Below are 19,619 nucleotides of genomic sequence, written 5' to 3' on the forward strand. Positions count from 1 at the left end.
TTACGACTTTCTGTTACTTTTATCCTGTATAATAAAATAAAAAAAGAAGGAGTGAGACTATGAAAAAAAGAAAGATCCAGAAATTGCTGGCTGTTTTTCTGGCAGCATCAACAAGTGTAACGGCAATGCCTGCAGGTGAAACAGCAGCTGGCTGTGCAGGATTAAAATCTGTATTTGCTGCAGAAAAAAATGAAAATACCAGAACCGGTGAACAGAAAACATGGCTATTGCAGAAAGATTCCGAATATTCCGAACATGGCTATTCAATCACTGACCGTTATGTGATGCCAGGTGACCGTGTGGAATTTAAAGGCGAAAGCTCCAGCTATTCTGAGTTATTATATGGTACATGGGTGAATTATATCTTATCCAAGTCTGCCTTCAGTATTGACGCATATAATACAGATAAACTGAAAAGTGGCGATATCAGCATCGACAATCTGGAAATGAAGGCTTTTCGAAATGATGCATATTTTATGGACTCCGAAAAAGAAGAAACAGATCTGACAGATGTAAAAGCAGTCAACGGTGCAGTTGCTTTTAACAACAATACAGGCAAGGCACTGAAGATCATTTCTTGGAGTGAAGGACCTCTGGCAGCTTATAATGTTTACTCCAGCCCCGGAGCTTCTATTCCAAGCCGTGGCCATACATACCGTCAGAGAGGAATTACTGTTTATGCCTATGAACCGGAATATCTTATAAACTATGATCTTCAGGGTGGAAACCTGCAGAACGAACAACTGCCTGACAGATATCAGCTGTCCAATGAACCATTTACACTGCATATTGCATGTCCCGTAAAAGAAGGACAGCATTTCTACAGATGGGAAGGCAATACTTTGTGGGGAAACGGTTCCTGTCTATATCCTGATGAAAACCTGAAAAAAAGCGGACAGGATCATCTGGCAATGGAATGGGATGCGTCTACCTGTGCATATCGTGATACTTCTCTTAAAGCAACTTACACTTCCGGAGAAACTGTTACATTTCATGGCGCAGGCGGAATGATCAATGGTCTGGATTCCTGGATCTATGAAGTTGACTATAAAGACGGCAGGTATATAGAACCGGATTTATCCGGTCTACGTATCACAAAGAATGGATATGTTTTTAACGGCTGGTATATGGATGATAAATACACACGTCCATATTATGGAATAAATGAAGACAGGACATATGATATGAACGGCGATGGTGTATTTGACAGCAGTGACAAAGCACTGGGAGCTCCGTTCAGTTATTACAGCTATGATATGCACCTGTATGCAAAATGGGAACCTGTTCACAGTCACAGTTATGTAAACTGGAAGTGGGATAAAAAAAATCACTGGAAAACCTGTGAATGCAGTGCTGCCGGTATCAGTTCCCCACATAAATACAGCAGCTGGAAATACGACAAAAAACAGCATTGGAAAAAATGTGCCTGTGGTTCCGTGATCAGTAAAAAAAATCACCAGCTTGTCACAAAGAATACCAGAAAAGCTACAGTAAAGCAGACAGGCTACACCGGTGACAAAATATGCAGCACCTGTGGCTACATGGCAGAACAGGGAAAAACTGTTCCAAAAATAAAACCTGCACTTCCGAAAAAAGGAAAAATCTGCACTTCAGGACAGTATCAGTACAAAATTACAGCCTCCAGTAAGACTACCAGAACAGTTACACTCCTGAAATCCACATCAAAAACTTTACAGAAGGCAAATATTCCATCTAGTGTCACCATCAGCGGTTATACTTACAAAGTAACCGCAATCAGCGCGAAGGCTTTCTGCGGAAATACTCGCCTGAAAGAAGCTGTTATCAGCAAAAATATCAAAACTGTCGGCAGTCAGGCTTTCAGCAGATGTAAAAATCTCGGTAAAATAACGATTCAGACCAGTCTTCTTACAAAGATTGAAAAAAATGCATTTTCCGGAATAAAAAAGAATGCAAAAATCTATGTACCCAAAACCAGATATGCCTCCTGTAAAAAAATGTTAAGAAAATCAGGGATTTCCTCTGCAGCAAAGATCATATCCAGATAAGAAAAAGGATATGTTACTTTTTATTTATTTCTTGTGTTTTTCGCTGTAATCGTTTATAATAAACCCATAAGAACGGTAATGATTCCACGTGCAACCGGTCAAAAAACCACATCGCAGGGAATCAGCCCCGGATGGAGGTATAGTTTATGGATAACAATTACAGCGGCATGGCTGTAGGTGTCTTTGAGCTGGACAACCTGGTAGCCTGTTTTGTTGCTCTTGATGCTGCTTCCAAGGCAGCAAATGTGAAGATTCAAAGCGTTGAGCGTAACCGTCTTAAGAGCGGTGCCTGTGTGAAGATGCGCGGTTCTGTTTCTGATGTCAATGCAGCAATGGAGGTTGCGCTTGAAGCAGCTAAACCTCTTGGCAAAGTCGTTTCTCATACTGTGATCGCTTCTCCTTCTGAGGATACAGAGATCGCACTGAAGATGACGATCAACAAGTAGGAAGCGAGGGTTTGATTATGAATTATGGTGCTTTTGGTTTAGTTGAGGTTGTTGGAAGCAGCAATGCGATCCTTGTGATCGATCAGATGCTGAAGACCTCTGATGTTTCTTTTCTTACATGGCAGACAAAATGTGGTGGCCATGCTACTGTTTTCCTGACTGGTGATGTGTCTGCCGTAACTGCTGCTGTTGAGAGTGTCAAGGGAAATCCTCCTTGTGAGATCGTAGCTTCTGCAGTAATTTCTAATCCTTCCGAGGAGACTGTTCGCCTGGCGGAGGAAGAGGCTGCCAGGAATCATTTTATGTAGAATATTTGATAATTGTAACCAACGTAAACAGGGAATCTTCCCGGGCTTCGTCATCCTGAAACCCGGGAAGATTCCCTGTTGTTAGTCAGAGCACCTCTCTACTATCCACATCCAGCAACTCTCTTTCATCCGGCACATCCAACACCGCTGTATCCTCCCGGTGTTTCCTGATCACTCTTTTTCCCCCGACATCTCCTTCAAGCTCCATCAGTTCATCAAAATACTTTCCGGAAAAAATACAGGGATTTCCTGTTTTTCCATTGTGCTGCACGCAGGCAATTCCTTTTTTTTCTTTCCGGAATTTTTCTATCAATTCCAGAATCGTCTCACATCGAAGCCAGGGCTGATCTGATACGGTGAATAAACAGGCATCTGTATCCCAGCTGCCTCTCAGACCAATTCTCAACGAAGAAGAAATTCCTTCATCAGGATGTAAATTATAGAACACGGAGATTCCTCTTTTTCTGACATCTTCTGCAATCTCATCATACTGGGTGACAACAGTGATAGAACACTGTGTACCTTGTAATTCCAGTTCTTTTCGTACTTTCTCAAGTTCTGAAAGAATATGCCTGTACATCGGTACTCCATCCACTGTATACAACAATTTATTACTTCCAAATCTTCGGCTGTTTCCGGCAGCAAGCATAACCAGCCCCAGTTTCATTTTCTTTCACCTCACCATATCTTTTCCACTACTTTACAAAGTGATCAATCCTTACGCAGGCTCCCGCAAACAGCTTCAACTCCTTTTATCCTGCATCTTTCCACAATCTTCTCCGCAGGATCCAGCGATTCCAGAACATCTGCCTTATTCAGATAAACCAGAAATCTCCTCTTACCGACACCTTTTTGCAATCCTGTCTTTGCTACAGCGATCTTAGCCACATTTTCCCAGGTCACAATATCCTCCACATTTTCCCCGAGGAATCCGGCCACATCTTCCGGTCTGTGGGCAGTGTCTGCGATTTTTTTTCCAAGACAGTCCAGGCCGATCACACCAACTACAATATCTGCGATTTCCGGTATCACTGGCTCCCACTGTGCAGGAACTTTCAGGGGAAGCCGCTTCGAGCCGTCAGCTTCCACAAGAAGAGCATCACAAAGGCCGGACAGCTTTTCAAGGATTTCCCTGTCAGGACCGGAAATCTTCGGCTGTCCGGCCTTATGATAAGCCGCTGTTACATAACCATATTGAGCAAGAAGCTGCCTGACTCCGGCAGCATCCCCTGCATCAGCAAAAGGACGCCCCGGTTCCCAGGCCATATGTGTTGTAGTAGTGACGATTACCTTTTTTCCTTCTCCGGCGAATTTCTCTGCCAGATAATAGATCAGGGTGGTCTTTCCGCCACCACCTGTAAATGCCGCGATCATGGTCTGATTCCCTGTGAAAGAAGCACTTCCAGAACACCACCGGCAATACATCTTGCCTTATCAGAAATAGTAAAACAGTTCTTTTTCTGCTCTGCCCTTGGGTCAATATCTGCAATCTTCATTCCCTGAAAAACAGGATATCCATCCCGGATCAGTCCGCGGATCACACCGGAAATCGCTGCCTTCACAGGAGTTTCCCCAATCATGGCAATCACCTGATCTTTCTTCACAATATCTGCAATGTGGCTGATATTTTTCATAACACCAGCTGCAGGAGAATGGATCACCCGTTCTTTTCCAATTCCTGCGATCACGCCTGGTACTCCCGTATTGGGAAGTGCACTGCCCTCCCGGATAATACGTCCCAGATTGTGTCCACGCATGGTCTCGATCACATAATCCACATCTTCCCCTGCAGTAAATCCAGGTCCTAGTCCTACTGTAAGAGGAGCCACCGTGCGATCCGTTCCCAGATTTTTTTTCGCAAGAATCGCATCCACAACTGCCGCCGGTGCGAGCTCGTGGATATGTTTCCCTTCAGTATCTGTGAGAAGAGGAATTTCTCCCTCTTCCCAGCATCTTTCGCACTGTGCAAGAATATTGTTTTCTGTAATGTGCTTGCACACAACACCTTCCACTGCAGAAGTTCCATCATATACAGCCTCGCAGAAAGCCACGTGGCGGCGAATGGCGCTTGGGCGGTCGCATTCCAGAATCAAAACATGGTATCCGCATTGATGAAGTTTATGAATCACTCCCGTTGCCAGATCACCGCCGCCCCGCACCAGAATCATTTTATTCTTAGTAAGTTCCATTCTCATATACCTGCTGTCCATTTCCTGGCATTCCTGCTGCCAAAGTATCATAAAGCTCTGCATAAGTTGCATCCTGGTACGGAAATACATAGAACAGTCCCACAAGTCCGAATGTGATGGAAGAAAGAATATTCCACGGAATAAAAGAAATATCCAGAACAAAAGTATTCCATTTCTGTCCGTACATCATCTCACGGCTTCTGGCAAAAGCTTCATTTCTGTCCATTCCCGGATATTCTGCCAGAAGATACGGAACCATCTGATATTCATAAGATTTCACAATTCCCGGAATCACAAAAAGCAGTGACCATAAAAACGTAAAGAGATCACGACAGAACATAACTTTCACCACATTTCCATAATTTCCGGAACGGAATGCACTTAATATCTTTCCGGGTCCTGGTACTGAGAACAAGTTATCAATATAAAAGCTGCATGCACCTACTTCCAGCACATTTCCCACCAGAAAATGCAGAATTATGCCGATCAGTGCAACTGTCACAACTGCACCGGCTCCCACAATGGCAAAGATCAGCATCCACGGGGAGCGTGCTCCGCTGAACATATGTCCCACATATGAACTCACGCCATCTGTATCAAAAGTACTGACAGAATAATTATACTCAGAATGTACAGCATTTCCAGCACCGCTCTGTGCTGCTCCTTTTCCGCCGGAAGCAACTACGATCGCCAGGATAAAGCTTACCAGAACTGCTGCCCAGTAATTCTTTCGGAAAGCTTCTTTTGCCCGCCACTTCAGGTCACTACGTGTCCAGCTGATTTTTTGTCCGTTCATTTTCATCCCTCCATATATGCTTCGCAGATCCGGAATTCATATTTACCCTTTTGCCATGACACAGGATCCAGCTCTATCAGATACCCACCACCGTTTTTTACATGCCATTCATAAAATGGCCGCTGTCTGTCTGCATACTCTTCCATAATGTTCATAATAGTTCCGCCATGGATCACCAGTGCCGCTCTGTGCACATTCTCCCGGATACACCCTGTAACTGCCTTCTGAAATCCCATCAGGCTTCTGTGCTTAAAATCTTCCCTGCTCTCTCCTCCGGGAAAAGGAAGCATTCCGTTGCTGTCGATCCACTTCTGATAATTCTCATTTCCGGAAAGCTCCTTGTAATTCTTATTCTCAAATTCCCCGAAATCACATTCTGAAAGTTCATCGATAATGTGGAGTTCTTTTTCCGGAAAAAGGATCCCGGCTGTCTCCACACATCTGAGAAGCGGGCTTGCATAAAGTGTTTCCGGTATTGGGTAACTTAACTCCTTTAAAAATTCACAGCCTTCCTGGGTTAAATGTTCATCAGTTGTCCCAACGTAACGCTGCAGCTTATTTCCGGGAGTCTGGCCATGACGGATCAGATATATTTTAAGCATCTTTTAACACCGTCCCGATTCCGCATACAACTCTTGTCACCTTGCTGCTCCCTGCTGCCAGTGCAGTGCAAATACGTCCCACAGCTTCTCTGTACTGCCGTTCAAAGGCATCTGCAGGAACGATTCCGTAGCCAACCTCCTCACTGACCAGGATCACATCTGGATTTTTTTCCAAAAGCTCCCTTGCCAGATCTGTGAGATCTCTTCCTTCTTTCAGGGATTTTCTTATGTATTCGTGAAATCCCAGAACACCATCTGCCTGATAAAGTTCTTCATCTGTAAGCTCTGAACCTTTTTTCCATGTGATATCAGGAAAATTCCTTCTGGCATAGTTTTCTTTTCCCTGGTATGCACCACCGATTATCATTTCCATATTATTTACCTCATTCGAATCTTTTACTACAGGATCACTGCACCGGCCAGAGCCAGCACAAGTGCCATTACAACCTCACAGATGCAGAGAAAAAATCCCGACAGATCCCCTGTTGTTCCGCCGAAATATTCCATTGCCATGTGATGGTACCACCAGAATACAAGAAGTGCACTTAACACTGCGAGTACTCCCATAACCGGGCTTACCCAGAGCATCAGTGCCACCAGTATCACAAACATTACCATCAGAATATTGCGGGCTGTAATCTCAGATGCATTTCTGGAAAACTCCGCTACTGTTCCATCTGATTTTGCCTTCGGGAACGTGATCACACCGATTCCGGAAAGACATCTGGACATCATATATCCCATGCTCATAATGCAGATTCCCTTCGGATTATTCTGAAGCTGGCTCCAGACCCCAAGCCACAGGATAAAATAAACACAGGCTGTGATCACAGCGAATGCTCCTGCATGGGAATCTTTCAGAATCTCCAGCCTTCTTGTACGCTCCTGCCAGGAACTTAAGGCGTCAGAAGTATCCAGAAGACCGTCAACATGGATTCCACCTGTAACCACCACCGGAATCACCGTAAGGATCACTGTGAGAAAAAACGGATCCAGCTTTACATAATTTCCAAGTACACAGCCAGTCAGCCAGGTCAGCACACCGATCATAGCTCCCACAAAAGGAAAGAAGCACATCATATATTTCATGTTCTCTTTATTCCAGTCTACCATCGGAGCAGGGATCTTGGAAAACATGGCAAATGCAGCCTTGCAGCTGTTCCACACACTTTTCATGCTTTCACACCTCCTCCTTTGTGCCAGACAGGAATTCCATAAACAACTTCCACAACGTCGTCTGCCATCTCAGCCAGATTACAGTTGATCTGACCAAGCTGCTCTTTATATTTTTCTGATTCTCCTTCATAAAGAATACCATCTGAAAAAATCTCATTGGTAACAATTACCACATGTTCTGCCTGAGAAAGAAGGTGTTTCACACCACCTGTGATTTTCTCCGAAACCTCCGGATGGAAACCGTCTTCCCGGAACATTTCGTTTGCTACCAGATTGGACATACATTCCAGAAGAACCACGCTGCCTTTGGGAAGAACCAGCTCATCCAGGGCTGTATAACATTCCACTGTCTCGAAGCCTTTTCCGGCGCGCATCCGCCTGTGCCTGCGGATACGCCTGTTGCTCTCTTCGTCAAATGCCTGCATGGTAGCAATATAAATCCGCCGGGCTTCCCCGAAAGATAAAACTGTTTCTTCAGCAAAAGCTGATTTACCGCTTCCGCTGCCCCCTGTTACTACAACCAGCATTTATTTCAACTCCTCATACTGTTCTACATTGATATCCCCAAAAGTGCTCATTGAATTATATACAGCACAGGAAAGATCGATCAGCGGAAACAGTGTTACTGCTCCGGTTCCTTCACCAAGGCACATTCCTGCATGAATGACCGCTTCTTTATCCAGCTCTTTCAGGATCATATGTGCAGCCGGCTCTTTGGACACGTGAGATGCGATGATATAATCGCTGATCTGCGGGCAGATCTTTACAGCTACCAGCGCAGCCACACAGGAAATAAAGCCATCCATGACAACCGGCATTCCAAGAGCAGCGCCACCGATATATACACCAGCCATTCCTGCAATATCATATCCTCCGACTTTGGCCAGAACATCAATGGCATCAGAACGATCCGGATTGTTTAGGGCAATGGCTTTTTTGATAGCGTTAATCTTTCTCACAAGTCCCTCACCGGAAAGACCTGCTCCGCGTCCTGTCATATCCTCAACCGGCTTTCCGAGAAGTACAGAGGCCACTGCACTGCTGGTTGTCGTGTTTCCGATTCCCATCTCACCGGTAGCAAGAACCTGATAACCTTTTTCTTTCAGCTCCTGAGCCATGGCAATACCTGCCTCTATGCCTTTGATCGCCTGCTCTCTTGTCATAGCCGGCTCTTTTGTCATATTCTTTGTTCCATAGGCAACTTTCAGATCTGTGCGGACTTTTGTATCAACGACCATTCCCACATCAACAGGGAAAAGCTCTGCACCGCACTGGCGGCACATTACGCAGCATGTAGTAGCTCCATTCAGAAAATTCTCAGCAACAATGGCAGTTACCTCCTGCCCTGTCTGTGTTACACCCTCTTCCACAACACCATTATCTGCACACATGGCAACAACTGCTTTTTTTTCTACACGGACATCCGGTGTTCCTGTGATGCCTGCGATCTGTATCAGCATATTTTCAAGCTCTCCAAGAGAATGTAACGGCTTCGCAATACTGTCCCATCTCTTTTTAGCTCCTTCGATTGCTTTCTCATCCAGCGGACGAATCTTCTTCACTGCCTCATTTAATGTCATCATTTGCTACCTCCCGTTTTTTACCTGTAGTAAAAATTAAAAATTTACTAAATATATAATTCAGCACCAGCACAATGAACTGGGTACAGAATTTCGCGATCATGTCGTTAAGCCCCATGGCAACAGCCAGAAGCCACACACCACCAACCTCGATCACCATGGTTGCAAGGCGGGCACTTATAAATTTCACAAAAGGCCGGATATGGTCTTTCAGAGTTTCACAGTTATCGTGAAATACAAATCTGGAATTCACAATATATGCAAACAGAATCGCCAGGATAATGGAAATCACATTTGCAGTCATAAGCGGAATTTTTGCCAGTCTCATAATATAAAAGCTTACGAGATTTACAAGGGTTGTACAACCACCCCAGAAAACATATCGGATCACATCATTCCCGTAAATTTTCAAAATCAGTTTTTTCAATCTTTCTCTCCTCCGTGTATGATCTTTGACACAATATATCTCGGACGTCTCTTAACCTCCTCATAGATCCGTGCAATGTAATAGCCGATAATACCCAGGCTCATCATCACTGCACTTCCGATAAACAGCAAAACGATCAGAAGTGTGGTATATCCTTCCACTGCATGCCCGGTAAAATATCTCACCAGCGAATACACAAGAAGAATCAGCGAACAGATAAAGCACCCGACTGCCCCGGCTGTCACAAACTGCAGCGGAAGTGTGGTAAATGCTACAATGTTCCGAAATGCATAGCTGATCAGTGCTCTTGTTGACCACTTGGATTCTCCTGCCTCCCTCTCTTTCACTTCGAAGAACACAGAGGTACTTCTATATCCTACCCAGGATGAAGTGGCACGGAAAAACATGCTCCTCTCCGGCATAGAAAGAACACTCTGTACAGCTTTTCTGTCAAGGAGCTTGAAATCCGATGCATTCTGCATATCGAATCCGGTTGTCCTGGACATGATCCTGTAAAAAAATCCGGCACTTTTTCTATGAAGCATGTTTTCTTTTCCCCTGCTGGTCTTCACACCTTCGATCACTTCATATCCCTGTTCCCAGAGACGGAACATCTCTATCAGTTTTTCCGGCGGATGCTGCAGGTCGCAGTCCATCACGGCCACTGCATCACCACCTGCCTGTGCAAGTCCTGCTACAATTGCAGCTTCTTTTCCGAAATTCCTGGAAAAATGCACTCCTGTCACATTAGGATCCTGCATGGATATCTCCTCTATCTGATTCCAGGTTTCATCTGTCGATCCATCATCCACCAGGACAAGTTCATACGGAATCCTCTCCTGATCCAGGAACTTTTTCAGCGTCCGGCAGGCTTTTACAATCATCAACTCTTCATTATATGCCGGCAGAACTACTGATAATCTGCTCATTTCTTCTGTTTACCCCTTTCTTTCTTCTTTCCGGGATATCTGTTATATATCACGATCAGAAGAAAAGCTGCCAGCCCTGCCACAGTCAGTATGATTCCTGGAACAAGATATGGCGTGCAGTAAGTAAGTACGATGCTGTGTTTTCCTTTTTTCAGCTCAACTCCCATGTACATGCTGTTGGCCTGAACCAGTTTCGTTTCCTTACCATCTACATAAGCCGTAAAACCGGCACTGTACGGAATAGAAAATACCAGAAATTTATCTGAGGATACTTCTATCTCTCCTGTTATCCTGTTTGTTCCGACTTTCACATTCTGAAGGCTTTCATTTCCAAGCTTCTCTGTCTCCTGTTCCACAGAATCCATGGGCTGACACACCAGATACAGATTATCAAAAGTATACTCTCCAGGTGTGGAAAAAGTAAGCTTCATTGTTCCTGCACTGTAATTTTTATATCCCATATTAAGAAGGAAATTGTGACGGCCGCTGTAGCCATTGTATTTATCCGTGAAGATCCGAATCGTTTTATCAACAGAACCCAGTGAAACTTCTACAGCTGCTTCTTTGCTCTCTTTCCAGTAACGCCAGTTGTCATCCTCATAGAGAATAGTGTTCTTTTCATATTCTGTGAGGGAATTCCATTTTTTATCACTAACCTGCTCCCTTGGAGAATAAGCATCAAAATCCAGATTTTCTGCTACAAGATAGACCTCAGATGCAGGTTCACCCTGATATCCGATGGAAACTGTTGCATTTTTCTTTGTAACAATGATTTTTCCATCTTTGATCTTACAGCCTTTCCCTGCCTCCAGTGTAAAATCGGCTTTCTTATCATCAAATAAAAGCTCTGTTTCCGGGAGACTGCTTTCTTCCACGACTGCCCCCTGCAGAAGTGCCTGCTGTTTCTGTGTCACAGAAAGCTTTTCATATTTTTCCCTGGAGATCCAGGAATTATAAGTATAACCAAGAGGAAGAGCATTCTCATTCTCATAGATCCTGTATTTTCCGGAAAAAACAGTTTCAGTATCGTAACCATAGGGAATATATCCATAACCGTTTTTCTTGATGGCAAAGTACTTCACAGATGCAAGACGGTCCAGAATGGTCCTTCCATCAAGACTACTGTAATGGTAATCCCATGGAGTATTCAGATACATCTCATCAAAAAAGCGGCTGATGCTCCCATTGGCAACACTGAAATAATAGGATGTGCTGTTGGTTCCCATATACATGGCTGAATTCACATATGAGCCTGTTTTGTACTGATCATATCTGCTGCTGGAAGAATCCTCCAGATCCTTTATTTCTTTATCCGGTCCTGATTCCAGTGCTTCCAGTGCCTGGTTCCTGTTCTCAAATTCAGAAAGATAATCTTTCTCATATGAATACTGATAGAACACGTTGAGAAGGATACTGACTACCAGTACTGTAACGATCATTTCGCAGAGATATTTCCCCTGGACAAAAATATTTCCATAGGAAACTACTGTAAACACAGCCAGAACCAGCATCATTACAGCCATGATATTTCGTTCTGTCCGGGCAGCATCTGAAAATAATGCGAGCACACAGTACACAAGCAGCATAATAAAGATCTTTCTTTTTTCCCTGATCTGCAAAGTAAAAAGTTCAGGATATGCCTGCACCAGGATATAGGCGATCAACATTCCATAAGCCCAGATCCATCTGTTTGACACATAGGAAAATCCATTCAGCACATGTCCTGCAAACGGGATCAGAAGAAACAGATTCAGAAGCAGGAATCCCAGTTTCAGACCTGTATATTTTTTCTTTTTGGAAAATATTACAAACACGCCTGCCATGGCAACTGCAGAATATCCAGCAACACCCCACTGGATCATATTCTCGCCGATCAGACAGCCGAGATATTTTTCATAGTAAATATGATCATACAGCAATGGCACATAGTTCTGCGCCTGAAAACGTTCGGTTCCAAACAAAGTCATGACCACCGGTAAAAAAATCAACGCTGCGATCATCAGGGATACCAGATAGAAACCGGTAAATTTCAGGAACCATCGAAATACATCTTTCACAGAACGTTTCCGGATTATTCCAAAATACCGGAAAGCTGCATACAGTACCATAAAGACACTGATCATATAAAAGAAATAAAAATTTGACATTGCCGCTATTGCCACAGACCATATAAAAAGGTACGGTTTTTCTTTTTTGTAAACTTTCTCAATGCCCATGAGTACCAGCGGCAGATAGATCATCGGATTGGAAAAATAAGGATGTTTCATGGACGCATAGATAGTCCATCCCGCAAAAATGTATACGAGACTTCCAATAAAAGTCGCCTGTTTCGGATTTTTGCGATAAAAACAGTAAATACTGAACGTGATCCCCGCAAGATAAATCCTGAGAAAGATCAGGCACTCGTATAAAACTTCTGTATTTTTTTCCGGTACAAAAACAGAGAGTAAAGTCAGAGGATCACCAATCACATAATAGTGAAGTGTAGTAAGGATATCGGAACCATATCCGATATGCATATCCCACATAGGGAAGGACAATTTATGATCGATCACCAGGGTCTTCAGTACATTTCGCAGATATTTGCCATAGTAGGCTAGTGCATTGATATGCTGCGGAACGCCATCGTGACTCCAGATCAGTGATTTTCCATTTAAGTAAAAACAGCAGTAAATAAACAGCGAGATCGCTGCAAAGACAATGGTATACAGAATGTAAAAATCTGCTTTTCTTTTTTTCATGTATGTCTTCTCCCGTATATGAAAAAAGACCCGCGGTGCGCTAAACACCGCAGGCCTTTCACCTAATGCTTAATCAGCAAGCACACTGTGTAAACAGTAACTATTGATCAGTAATTAGTCTTCTTTCTTATCTGCTCCGTAAAGAGTGATAAGTTTCTGCAGATACTCATATCTAGCCTGAGCCTCAGACTCGTTCTTAGCGAACAGTCTTGCTGCTTTCTCAGGATTCTGACGCTGCAGAGAATTGTAACGAACCTCACCGTTCAGGAAGTCCATATAGTTCTCCATATCCGGTGTCTTGGAATCAAGGCTGAACTTGTTGTCAGCAGCCGGATTGAATCTGAAGTTGTGCCAGTATCCGCACTTAACTGCCAGCTCTTCCTCTGTCTGAGCTTTGCTCATACCTTTCTTGATACCATGGTTGATACATGGAGCATAAGCGATGATCAGGGATGGTCCCGGATATGCCTCTGCCTCTGCAATTGCTTTTACAGTCTGGTTGAAGTCAGCACCCATGGAGATCTGTGCTACGTATACATAGCCATAGCTCATTGCGATAGATGCCATATCTTTCTTCTTAGTCTCTTTTCCGCCTGCTGCGAACTGAGCGATCGCACCTGTCGGTGTAGACTTGGAAGACTGTCCGCCTGTGTTGGAGTAAACCTCTGTATCGAATACCATAACGTTGATGTCACGTCCGCTTGCGAGAACATGGTCAACACCACCGAATCCGATATCGTAAGCCCATCCGTCACCACCAAAGATCCACTGGGATTTCTTGGAGAGGAAGTCTTTCTGTGCAAGGATCTCATTAGCCTTGTCACATCCGCAAGCCTCAAGAGCTGCAACGAGTTTCTCTGTAGCTGCACCGTTTGTTGCGCCTACAGCGTAAGTATCCAGCCATTCCTGACCGGCTGCCTTAACATCCTCGTTTGTTCCGTTAGCTACAAGGTCTTCGATCTTCTCTTTCAGACCGCCACGGATCGCACGCTGTGCAAGAAGCATACCATAACCAAACTCCGCGTTATCCTCGAACAGAGAGTTGGACCATGCAGGACCCTGTCCCTTAGCGTTTGTTGTGTATGGTGTAGATGGTGAAGAGTTACCCCAGATAGAGGAGCATCCTGTAGCATTTGCAATGTACATTCTGTCACCAAAGAGCTGTGTGATCAGCTTAGCGTATGGTGTCTCACCACAACCTGCACAAGCGCCTGAGAACTCGAGGAGCGGCTGTTTGAACTGGCTGCCTTTTACAGTTGTCTCTTTATATTTAGCGATAACGTCTTCCTTCTGAGGAAGTGTTACACCGTAATCAAAGAATTTCTGCTCTTCTGTGTTAGCTTCAAGCGGAGCCATCTCAAGAGCTTTGTTGCCTTTCTTTCCTGGGCAGACATTAGCACAGGAACCGCATCCTGTACAGTCAAGAGCTGATACAGTCATTGTGAATGTATAGTCTTTCATTCCTGTAAGCGGAAGTGTCTTGATTCCCTCTGGAGCGTTAGCTGTCTCATCTGCTGTCATGGCAACCGGACGGATTGCAGCATGCGGGCAGACATATGCACAGCGGTTACACTGGATACAGTTGTCCGGAACCCATACTGGAACGTTAACTGCGATACCACGTTTCTCATATGCAGCTGTTCCGGATGGTGTTGTACCATCTACATAATCCTTGAATGCAGATACTGGGAGGCTGTTACCTTCCTGAGCATTGATCTTGCACTGGATGTTGTTTACGAAGTCCTGAGCTTCCTGAGCACCGTGGGATGCGTGAGACATGAAGAGTCCCTCGTCCTCAGCGTTCTTCCAGCTCTCCGGAACCTGAACCTCTACGATCTGTTTAGCACCAGCATCGATAGCTGCCCAGTTCTTCTTAACAACGTCATCACCTTTACGTCCGTAAGTAGCTTTAGCAGCAGCTTTCATAAGCTCGATAGCCTGCTCCTCAGGAATGATTCCTGTAAGTTTGAAGAATGCGGACTGAAGGATTGTGTTGATACGTGTTGGTCCCATGCCAGTCTCAATACCAATCTTAACACCATCGATGGTGTAGAATTTGATATTGTGGTTAGCGATGAAAGCTTTAACCTGTCCTGGAAGATGTTTCTCAAGTCCTTCCATATCCCAAGCACAGTTCAGAAGGAATGTACCTCCGTCAACAAGCTCCTGTACCATGTTATATTTATTAACATAGGACGGATTATGACATGCAACGAAGTTTGCCTTGTGGATCAGGTATGTGGATTTGATCGGTTTCTTACCGAAACGAAGGTGAGACATTGTAACACCGCCGGACTTCTTGGAGTCATAATCGAAGTAAGCCTGAGCGTACATGTCTGTGTTATCACCGATGATCTTGATGGAGTTCTTGTTAGCACCTACAGTACCATCAGCTCCAAGTCCCCAGAACTTGCAGTTTGTTGTTCCCTCTGGTGTTGTAACAAGTGGTGCGCCTGTCTCAAGAGAAAGGTTTGTAACATCATCAACGATACCGATGGTGAATTTCTCTTTCTCAGTGTTCTCATATACTGCTACGATCTGTGCAGGTGTTGTATCTTTGGAACCAAGTCCATAACGTCCTGTAAAGATCTTAACATCACTGAACTTGCTGTCGCGAAGAGCTGCAACAACATCAAGATACAGAGGCTCGCCAAGTGCTCCCGGCTCTTTTGTTCTGTCAAGAACAGAAATCTGCTTAACTGTATCCGGGATTGCATCGATAAGAGCCTGAGCGCAGAATGGTCTGTAAAGACGAACTTTAACAACACCAACCTTCTTGCCGGCTGCCATAAGATAATCGATTGTCTCCTCGATTGTGTCGTTTACGGAACCCATAGCTACGATGATGTGCTCAGCGTCCTCAGCTCCGTAGTAGTTGAACAGTTTATAGTCTGTTCCGATCTTCTCGTTAACTTTGTCCATGTATTCCTGAACAACTGCCGGAAGAGCGTCATAATATGGGTTACATGCCTCTCTTGCCTGGAAGAAGATATCTGGGTTCTGAGCGGAACCTCTCTGACATGGATGGTTCGGGTTCAGAGCACGGTTACGGAACTCTGCGATAGCGTCCATATCTGCCATATCTTTCAGATCTTCATAGTCCCATGTCTCGATCTTCTGGATCTCGTGGGATGTACGGAATCCATCGAAGAAGTTGATGAACGGAACCTTACCTTTGATTGCTGCAAGATGAGCAACCGGTGTAAGATCCATAACCTCCTGTACAGAAGATTCGCAAAGCATTGCGCATCCGGTCTGACGACAGGCCATAACGTCGGAATGATCTCCGAAGATACAAAGTGCGTGAGAAGCAAGTGCACGGGCAGATACGTTGATAACTCCCGGAAGCTGCTCACCAGCGATCTTGTAAAGGTTCGGGATCATAAGCAGAAGACCCTGGGAAGCTGTATAGGTTGTAGTCAGGGCACCTGCTGCCAGAGAACCGTGAACGGCACCTGCTGCACCAGCCTCAGACTGCATCTCTGTAACCTGTACTTCCTGTCCAAAGATGTTCTTTCTTCCCTGAGTTGCCCACTCGTCTGTTGCCTCAGCCATTACAGATGAAGGGGTAATCGGGTAAATAGCAGCTACATCAGAAAAAGCGTATGATGCATGAGCGGCTGCATGGTTACCATCCATGGTTTTCATCTTTCTTGCCATTGTTTATTCCTCCTTAAAGGTTTGTTAAAAATATATTATTTAGGCTCTGAAAAGCCTAAAATTCCATTGGTTATTATATCATAGATTCCCAATTATGTCCATTTTCTTTCAGCAATTTTTGTATATTATCAGGTACAAACGTTGTTATCTTTTCCACAAAATATTCAAAAAAAGAGAGACATCCGGAATTATCTCTCCATCCAGATACTCTCTCCTCATATTTCATACGTCTGCCCGGTTTTCAGCTGATTTCACTCTCTCATCCTGTGAACTGAAATCACTGACTGTCCTTCTCAAAAAGCTCCTTTATGGATTTACGGCGGAGCATAGTCCACAGTTCATCCTGAATATCTTTCAGTTCATCATGGGCGTAACACGGAACGCCGTTCTGTCCGTTTCTGGCACATTCACACCGCCCGTTCAGGCATTCAATAATAGACATATCTGAATCGATTGCTGAATATATATCATATAATGTCAGCTCCGCCGGATCTTTCTTCAGGGCATATCCGCCGTGAACTCCCCGGTATCCCTGAACGATCCCTGCGTTCTGAAGCTTTTTCAGTATCTTATAGGCAAAAGGTGCTGTGATCGCTTCCCTCTCGCAGATATCACTGACGCTCAAACGCGTCTCTCCCATTAATGCGCGGACAACCCGCATCGCATAATCGCTTTCTCTGGTGATAAACATCTTTGACCTCTCTTCTGTTCAACTAAGCTGCTAATAGAATTTGATAATTTTCTCAGTACAGCAGATCTCTTCATCCCATTCTGCTATATACCGGTAAACACATTCCGTGCGTTCCTATTATCATACTGGTCAGTATAACGCATTTTTTTCAATAATAAAAGGTTATTATTTTCCTGTATTTCATTTTATTTTTCCTGTTTTTACTTTATTTAATGTAAAAAACTAAAATACACCTTGCAAATTTTCCAGTTTACGGTACAATAAAGGACGATTGTAATTGAAGCGATATTTATTATTTTTGAAAAAAGAGGTATGATATGATTTCAGCAAACAACATCACACTGCGTGTCGGTAAGAAAGCGCTGTTTGAAGATGTAAACATCAAGTTTACAGAAGGAAACTGTTATGGATTAATCGGTGCCAACGGTGCAGGAAAGTCTACATTTCTTAAGATTCTTTCCGGACAACTGGAGCCGACAAAGGGCGATATCGTGATCACACCGGGACAGAGGCTTTCCTTCCTGCAGCAGGATCACTTCAAGTATGATGCTTATCCTGTACTTGACACTGTTATCATGGGTAATGAGAGACTTTACCAGATCATGAAAGAAAAAGAAGCCATCTATGCCAAGGAAGATTTCACTGACGAAGATGGTATCCGTGCCAGTGAACTTGAGGGTGAGTTCGCAGAGATGAACGGATGGGAAGCAGAGTCTGATGCTGCTACTCTTCTCAATGGTCTTGGTGTTGACACGGAGTTCCATTACACACAGATGGCTGACCTCACAGGAAGTATGAAGGTCAAGGTTCTTCTTGCTCAGGCACTTTTCGGAAATCCTGACATCCTGCTTCTCGACGAGCCGACCAACCATCTGGATCTTCCTGCTATCGAGTGGCTTGAAGAATTCCTGATCAATTTTGACAACACCGTTATCGTTGTATCCCATGACCGTTACTTCTTAAATAAGGTCTGCACACATACAGCAGATATCGACTATGGCAAGATCCAGCTCTATGCCGGAAACTATGACTTCTGGTTCGAGTCCAGCCAGCTTCTCATCAAACAGATGAAAGAAGCCAATAAGAAGAAGGAGGAGAAGATCAAAGAGCTCCAGGAATTTATCTCAAGATTCAGTGCCAACGCTTCCAAATCCAAACAGGCTACATCCAGAAAGCGTGCCTTGGAAAAGATCCAGCTTGACGATATGCGTCCGTCCAGCCGTAAATATCCGTACATTGACTTCCGTCCGAACCGCGAGATTGGAAACGAAGTTCTTATGGTTGAAAACCTTTCCAAGACTATTGATGGCGTGAAAGTCCTTGACAATATCTCCTTTACACTTGGCCGGGAAGATAAAGTCGCATTCGTAGGTGCCAATGAGCAGGCTATTACTACATTTTTCAAGATCCTTACAGGTGAGATGGAGCCGGACGAGGGAAATTATAAATGGGGTGTCACTACTTCCCAGGCATATTTCCCGAAAGATAATACTCAGGAATTCGATAATGATCTTACAATCACAGACTGGCTGACACAGTACTCCGAAATCAAGGATGCCACTTATGTGCGTGGTTTCCTGGGACGTATGCTCTTCCCTGGTGAAGACGGTGTAAAACGTGTCCGCGTACTTTCCGGTGGTGAGAAGGTTCGCTGCCTTCTTTCCAAGATGATGATCTCCGGTGCCAACATCCTGATCCTGGATGAGCCAACCAACCATCTGGATATGGAATCTATCACTGCGTTGAACAACGGACTGATCAAATTCCCGGGCGTGATCCTCTTCACTTCCCACGATCATCAGTTTGTACAGACTACAGCCAACCGTATTATGGAGATTCTTCCAAACGGTAAGCTTGTTGACAAGATCACAACCTATGATGAATATCTTGCCAGCGATGAGATGGCCAAGAAACGTCATGTATTCCAGGTTAACGAGGAAGACGCTCAGGATAACTAAGATTTCTTTATCCGAGATATCATCCCCTGCCTTGCTTTTTTTAGCCAGGCAGGGGATTTTTTACCAGGAAAGATTCCTGCTTTCAGGCT

Annotated in this window: 18 protein-coding genes; 4 read left to right on the plus strand and 14 right to left on the minus strand. The window is 44.3% G+C overall.

Annotated elements, in window-relative coordinates; translation table 11 throughout:
• Nucleotides 1-59 precede the first annotated feature (59 nt).
• The 3 genes from AC04Q4_RS04760 to AC04Q4_RS04770 all read left to right on the plus strand — a co-directional run bounded on the left by AC04Q4_RS04760 (nucleotide 60) and on the right by AC04Q4_RS04770 (nucleotide 2,781).
• Complete coding sequence (locus tag AC04Q4_RS04760; RefSeq protein ID WP_476388601.1) at nucleotides 60-2,027, plus strand: leucine-rich repeat protein; 1,968 nt, start codon at nucleotides 60-62, stop codon at nucleotides 2,025-2,027.
• Nucleotides 2,028-2,173: 146 nt separating this feature from the next.
• Complete coding sequence (locus AC04Q4_RS04765; protein WP_119238896.1) at nucleotides 2,174-2,473, plus strand: BMC domain-containing protein; 300 nt, start codon at nucleotides 2,174-2,176, stop codon at nucleotides 2,471-2,473.
• Nucleotides 2,474-2,490: 17 nt separating this feature from the next.
• Nucleotides 2,491-2,781: a BMC domain-containing protein gene (locus AC04Q4_RS04770; RefSeq protein WP_119238897.1), complete on the plus strand. Its 291-nt coding sequence runs from the start codon at nucleotides 2,491-2,493 to the stop codon at nucleotides 2,779-2,781.
• Nucleotides 2,782-2,866: 85 nt separating this feature from the next.
• Here the strand turns inward: AC04Q4_RS04770 and AC04Q4_RS04775 are convergent, their stop codons facing one another.
• The 14 genes from AC04Q4_RS04775 to AC04Q4_RS04840 form a co-directional block, all read right to left on the minus strand.
• Nucleotides 2,867-3,448, minus strand: coding sequence for a nucleotidyltransferase family protein (locus AC04Q4_RS04775; protein ID WP_173757084.1), 582 nt, complete (start codon nucleotides 3,446-3,448; stop codon nucleotides 2,867-2,869).
• A gap of 44 nt (nucleotides 3,449-3,492) precedes the next feature.
• Nucleotides 3,493-4,155: a selenium cofactor biosynthesis protein YqeC gene (yqeC, locus tag AC04Q4_RS04780; protein ID WP_173737259.1), complete on the minus strand. Its 663-nt coding sequence runs from the start codon at nucleotides 4,153-4,155 to the stop codon at nucleotides 3,493-3,495.
• Complete coding sequence (gene yqeB / locus AC04Q4_RS04785; RefSeq protein ID WP_476388602.1) at nucleotides 4,152-4,970, minus strand: selenium-dependent molybdenum cofactor biosynthesis protein YqeB; 819 nt, start codon at nucleotides 4,968-4,970, stop codon at nucleotides 4,152-4,154. Before yqeB ends, yqeC begins: the two co-directional genes overlap by 4 nt.
• A complete protein-coding gene (locus AC04Q4_RS04790; protein WP_476388603.1) occupies nucleotides 4,957-5,766 on the minus strand; it encodes a DUF975 family protein in 810 nt (269 codons plus the stop codon). The genes yqeB and AC04Q4_RS04790 overlap by 14 nt, the downstream gene beginning before the upstream one ends.
• A 2-nt stretch (nucleotides 5,767-5,768) precedes the next feature.
• Complete coding sequence (locus AC04Q4_RS04795; RefSeq protein WP_476388604.1) at nucleotides 5,769-6,368, minus strand: histidine phosphatase family protein; 600 nt, start codon at nucleotides 6,366-6,368, stop codon at nucleotides 5,769-5,771.
• Nucleotides 6,361-6,741: a bifunctional adenosylcobinamide kinase/adenosylcobinamide-phosphate guanylyltransferase gene (locus AC04Q4_RS04800; protein WP_173737256.1), complete on the minus strand. Its 381-nt coding sequence runs from the start codon at nucleotides 6,739-6,741 to the stop codon at nucleotides 6,361-6,363. The genes AC04Q4_RS04795 and AC04Q4_RS04800 overlap by 8 nt, the downstream gene beginning before the upstream one ends.
• Nucleotides 6,742-6,767: 26 nt before the next feature.
• Entirely contained in the window at nucleotides 6,768-7,544 is a 777-nt protein-coding gene (gene cobS, locus AC04Q4_RS04805) for an adenosylcobinamide-GDP ribazoletransferase (RefSeq protein WP_476388605.1), read from the minus strand.
• A complete protein-coding gene (locus tag AC04Q4_RS04810) occupies nucleotides 7,541-8,071 on the minus strand; it encodes a bifunctional adenosylcobinamide kinase/adenosylcobinamide-phosphate guanylyltransferase (RefSeq protein ID WP_476388606.1) in 531 nt (176 codons plus the stop codon). The genes cobS and AC04Q4_RS04810 overlap by 4 nt, the downstream gene beginning before the upstream one ends.
• A complete protein-coding gene (cobT, locus tag AC04Q4_RS04815) occupies nucleotides 8,072-9,124 on the minus strand; it encodes a nicotinate-nucleotide--dimethylbenzimidazole phosphoribosyltransferase (RefSeq protein ID WP_173737303.1) in 1,053 nt (350 codons plus the stop codon). It abuts the gene before it with no gap.
• Nucleotides 9,111-9,551, minus strand: coding sequence for a GtrA family protein (locus tag AC04Q4_RS04820; RefSeq protein ID WP_173737253.1), 441 nt, complete (start codon nucleotides 9,549-9,551; stop codon nucleotides 9,111-9,113). The genes cobT and AC04Q4_RS04820 overlap by 14 nt, the downstream gene beginning before the upstream one ends.
• Nucleotides 9,548-10,480, minus strand: a complete 933-nt coding sequence (locus AC04Q4_RS04825; protein WP_178773502.1) for a glycosyltransferase family 2 protein — start codon at nucleotides 10,478-10,480, stop codon at nucleotides 9,548-9,550. The genes AC04Q4_RS04820 and AC04Q4_RS04825 overlap by 4 nt, the downstream gene beginning before the upstream one ends.
• Nucleotides 10,477-13,221, minus strand: coding sequence for a YfhO family protein (locus tag AC04Q4_RS04830; RefSeq protein WP_476388607.1), 2,745 nt, complete (start codon nucleotides 13,219-13,221; stop codon nucleotides 10,477-10,479). The genes AC04Q4_RS04825 and AC04Q4_RS04830 overlap by 4 nt, the downstream gene beginning before the upstream one ends.
• A 114-nt stretch (nucleotides 13,222-13,335) precedes the next feature.
• Complete coding sequence (gene nifJ / locus AC04Q4_RS04835; protein ID WP_173737250.1) at nucleotides 13,336-16,881, minus strand: pyruvate:ferredoxin (flavodoxin) oxidoreductase; 3,546 nt, start codon at nucleotides 16,879-16,881, stop codon at nucleotides 13,336-13,338.
• Between the two features lie 277 nt (nucleotides 16,882-17,158).
• Nucleotides 17,159-17,572, minus strand: a complete 414-nt coding sequence (locus AC04Q4_RS04840) for an RrF2 family transcriptional regulator (protein ID WP_173737249.1) — start codon at nucleotides 17,570-17,572, stop codon at nucleotides 17,159-17,161.
• A gap of 317 nt (nucleotides 17,573-17,889) precedes the next feature.
• On the opposite strand from AC04Q4_RS04840, the gene AC04Q4_RS04845 reads away from it, so the two are divergent.
• On the plus strand, nucleotides 17,890-19,530 hold the full coding sequence (locus AC04Q4_RS04845; protein ID WP_021650411.1) for an ABC-F family ATP-binding cassette domain-containing protein: 1,641 nt from the start codon (nucleotides 17,890-17,892) through the stop codon (nucleotides 19,528-19,530).
• The last annotated feature ends 89 nt before the right edge of the window (nucleotides 19,531-19,619 follow it).

This window comes from Blautia sp. HA8986, assembly GCF_056504635.1.

Coding starts and splice junctions, on each gene's coding strand:
- AC04Q4_RS04760 (WP_476388601.1), top strand. CDS start 60: ATGAAAAAAAGAAAGATCCAGAAATTGCTGGCTGTTTTTCTGGCAGCA.
- AC04Q4_RS04765 (WP_119238896.1), top strand. CDS start 2,174: ATGGATAACAATTACAGCGGCATGGCTGTAGGTGTCTTTGAGCTGGAC.
- AC04Q4_RS04770 (WP_119238897.1), top strand. CDS start 2,491: ATGAATTATGGTGCTTTTGGTTTAGTTGAGGTTGTTGGAAGCAGCAAT.
- AC04Q4_RS04775 (WP_173757084.1), bottom strand. CDS start 3,448: ATGAAACTGGGGCTGGTTATGCTTGCTGCCGGAAACAGCCGAAGATTT.
- yqeC (WP_173737259.1), bottom strand. CDS start 4,155: ATGATCGCGGCATTTACAGGTGGTGGCGGAAAGACCACCCTGATCTAT.
- yqeB (WP_476388602.1), bottom strand. CDS start 4,970: ATGGAACTTACTAAGAATAAAATGATTCTGGTGCGGGGCGGCGGTGAT.
- AC04Q4_RS04790 (WP_476388603.1), bottom strand. CDS start 5,766: ATGAACGGACAAAAAATCAGCTGGACACGTAGTGACCTGAAGTGGCGG.
- AC04Q4_RS04795 (WP_476388604.1), bottom strand. CDS start 6,368: ATGCTTAAAATATATCTGATCCGTCATGGCCAGACTCCCGGAAATAAG.
- AC04Q4_RS04800 (WP_173737256.1), bottom strand. CDS start 6,741: ATGGAAATGATAATCGGTGGTGCATACCAGGGAAAAGAAAACTATGCC.
- cobS (WP_476388605.1), bottom strand. CDS start 7,544: ATGAAAAGTGTGTGGAACAGCTGCAAGGCTGCATTTGCCATGTTTTCC.
- AC04Q4_RS04810 (WP_476388606.1), bottom strand. CDS start 8,071: ATGCTGGTTGTAGTAACAGGGGGCAGCGGAAGCGGTAAATCAGCTTTT.
- cobT (WP_173737303.1), bottom strand. CDS start 9,124: ATGACATTAAATGAGGCAGTGAAGAAGATTCGTCCGCTGGATGAGAAA.
- AC04Q4_RS04825 (WP_178773502.1), bottom strand. CDS start 10,480: ATGAGCAGATTATCAGTAGTTCTGCCGGCATATAATGAAGAGTTGATG.
- AC04Q4_RS04830 (WP_476388607.1), bottom strand. CDS start 13,221: ATGAAAAAAAGAAAAGCAGATTTTTACATTCTGTATACCATTGTCTTT.
- nifJ (WP_173737250.1), bottom strand. CDS start 16,881: ATGGCAAGAAAGATGAAAACCATGGATGGTAACCATGCAGCCGCTCAT.
- AC04Q4_RS04840 (WP_173737249.1), bottom strand. CDS start 17,572: ATGTTTATCACCAGAGAAAGCGATTATGCGATGCGGGTTGTCCGCGCA.
- AC04Q4_RS04845 (WP_021650411.1), top strand. CDS start 17,890: ATGATTTCAGCAAACAACATCACACTGCGTGTCGGTAAGAAAGCGCTG.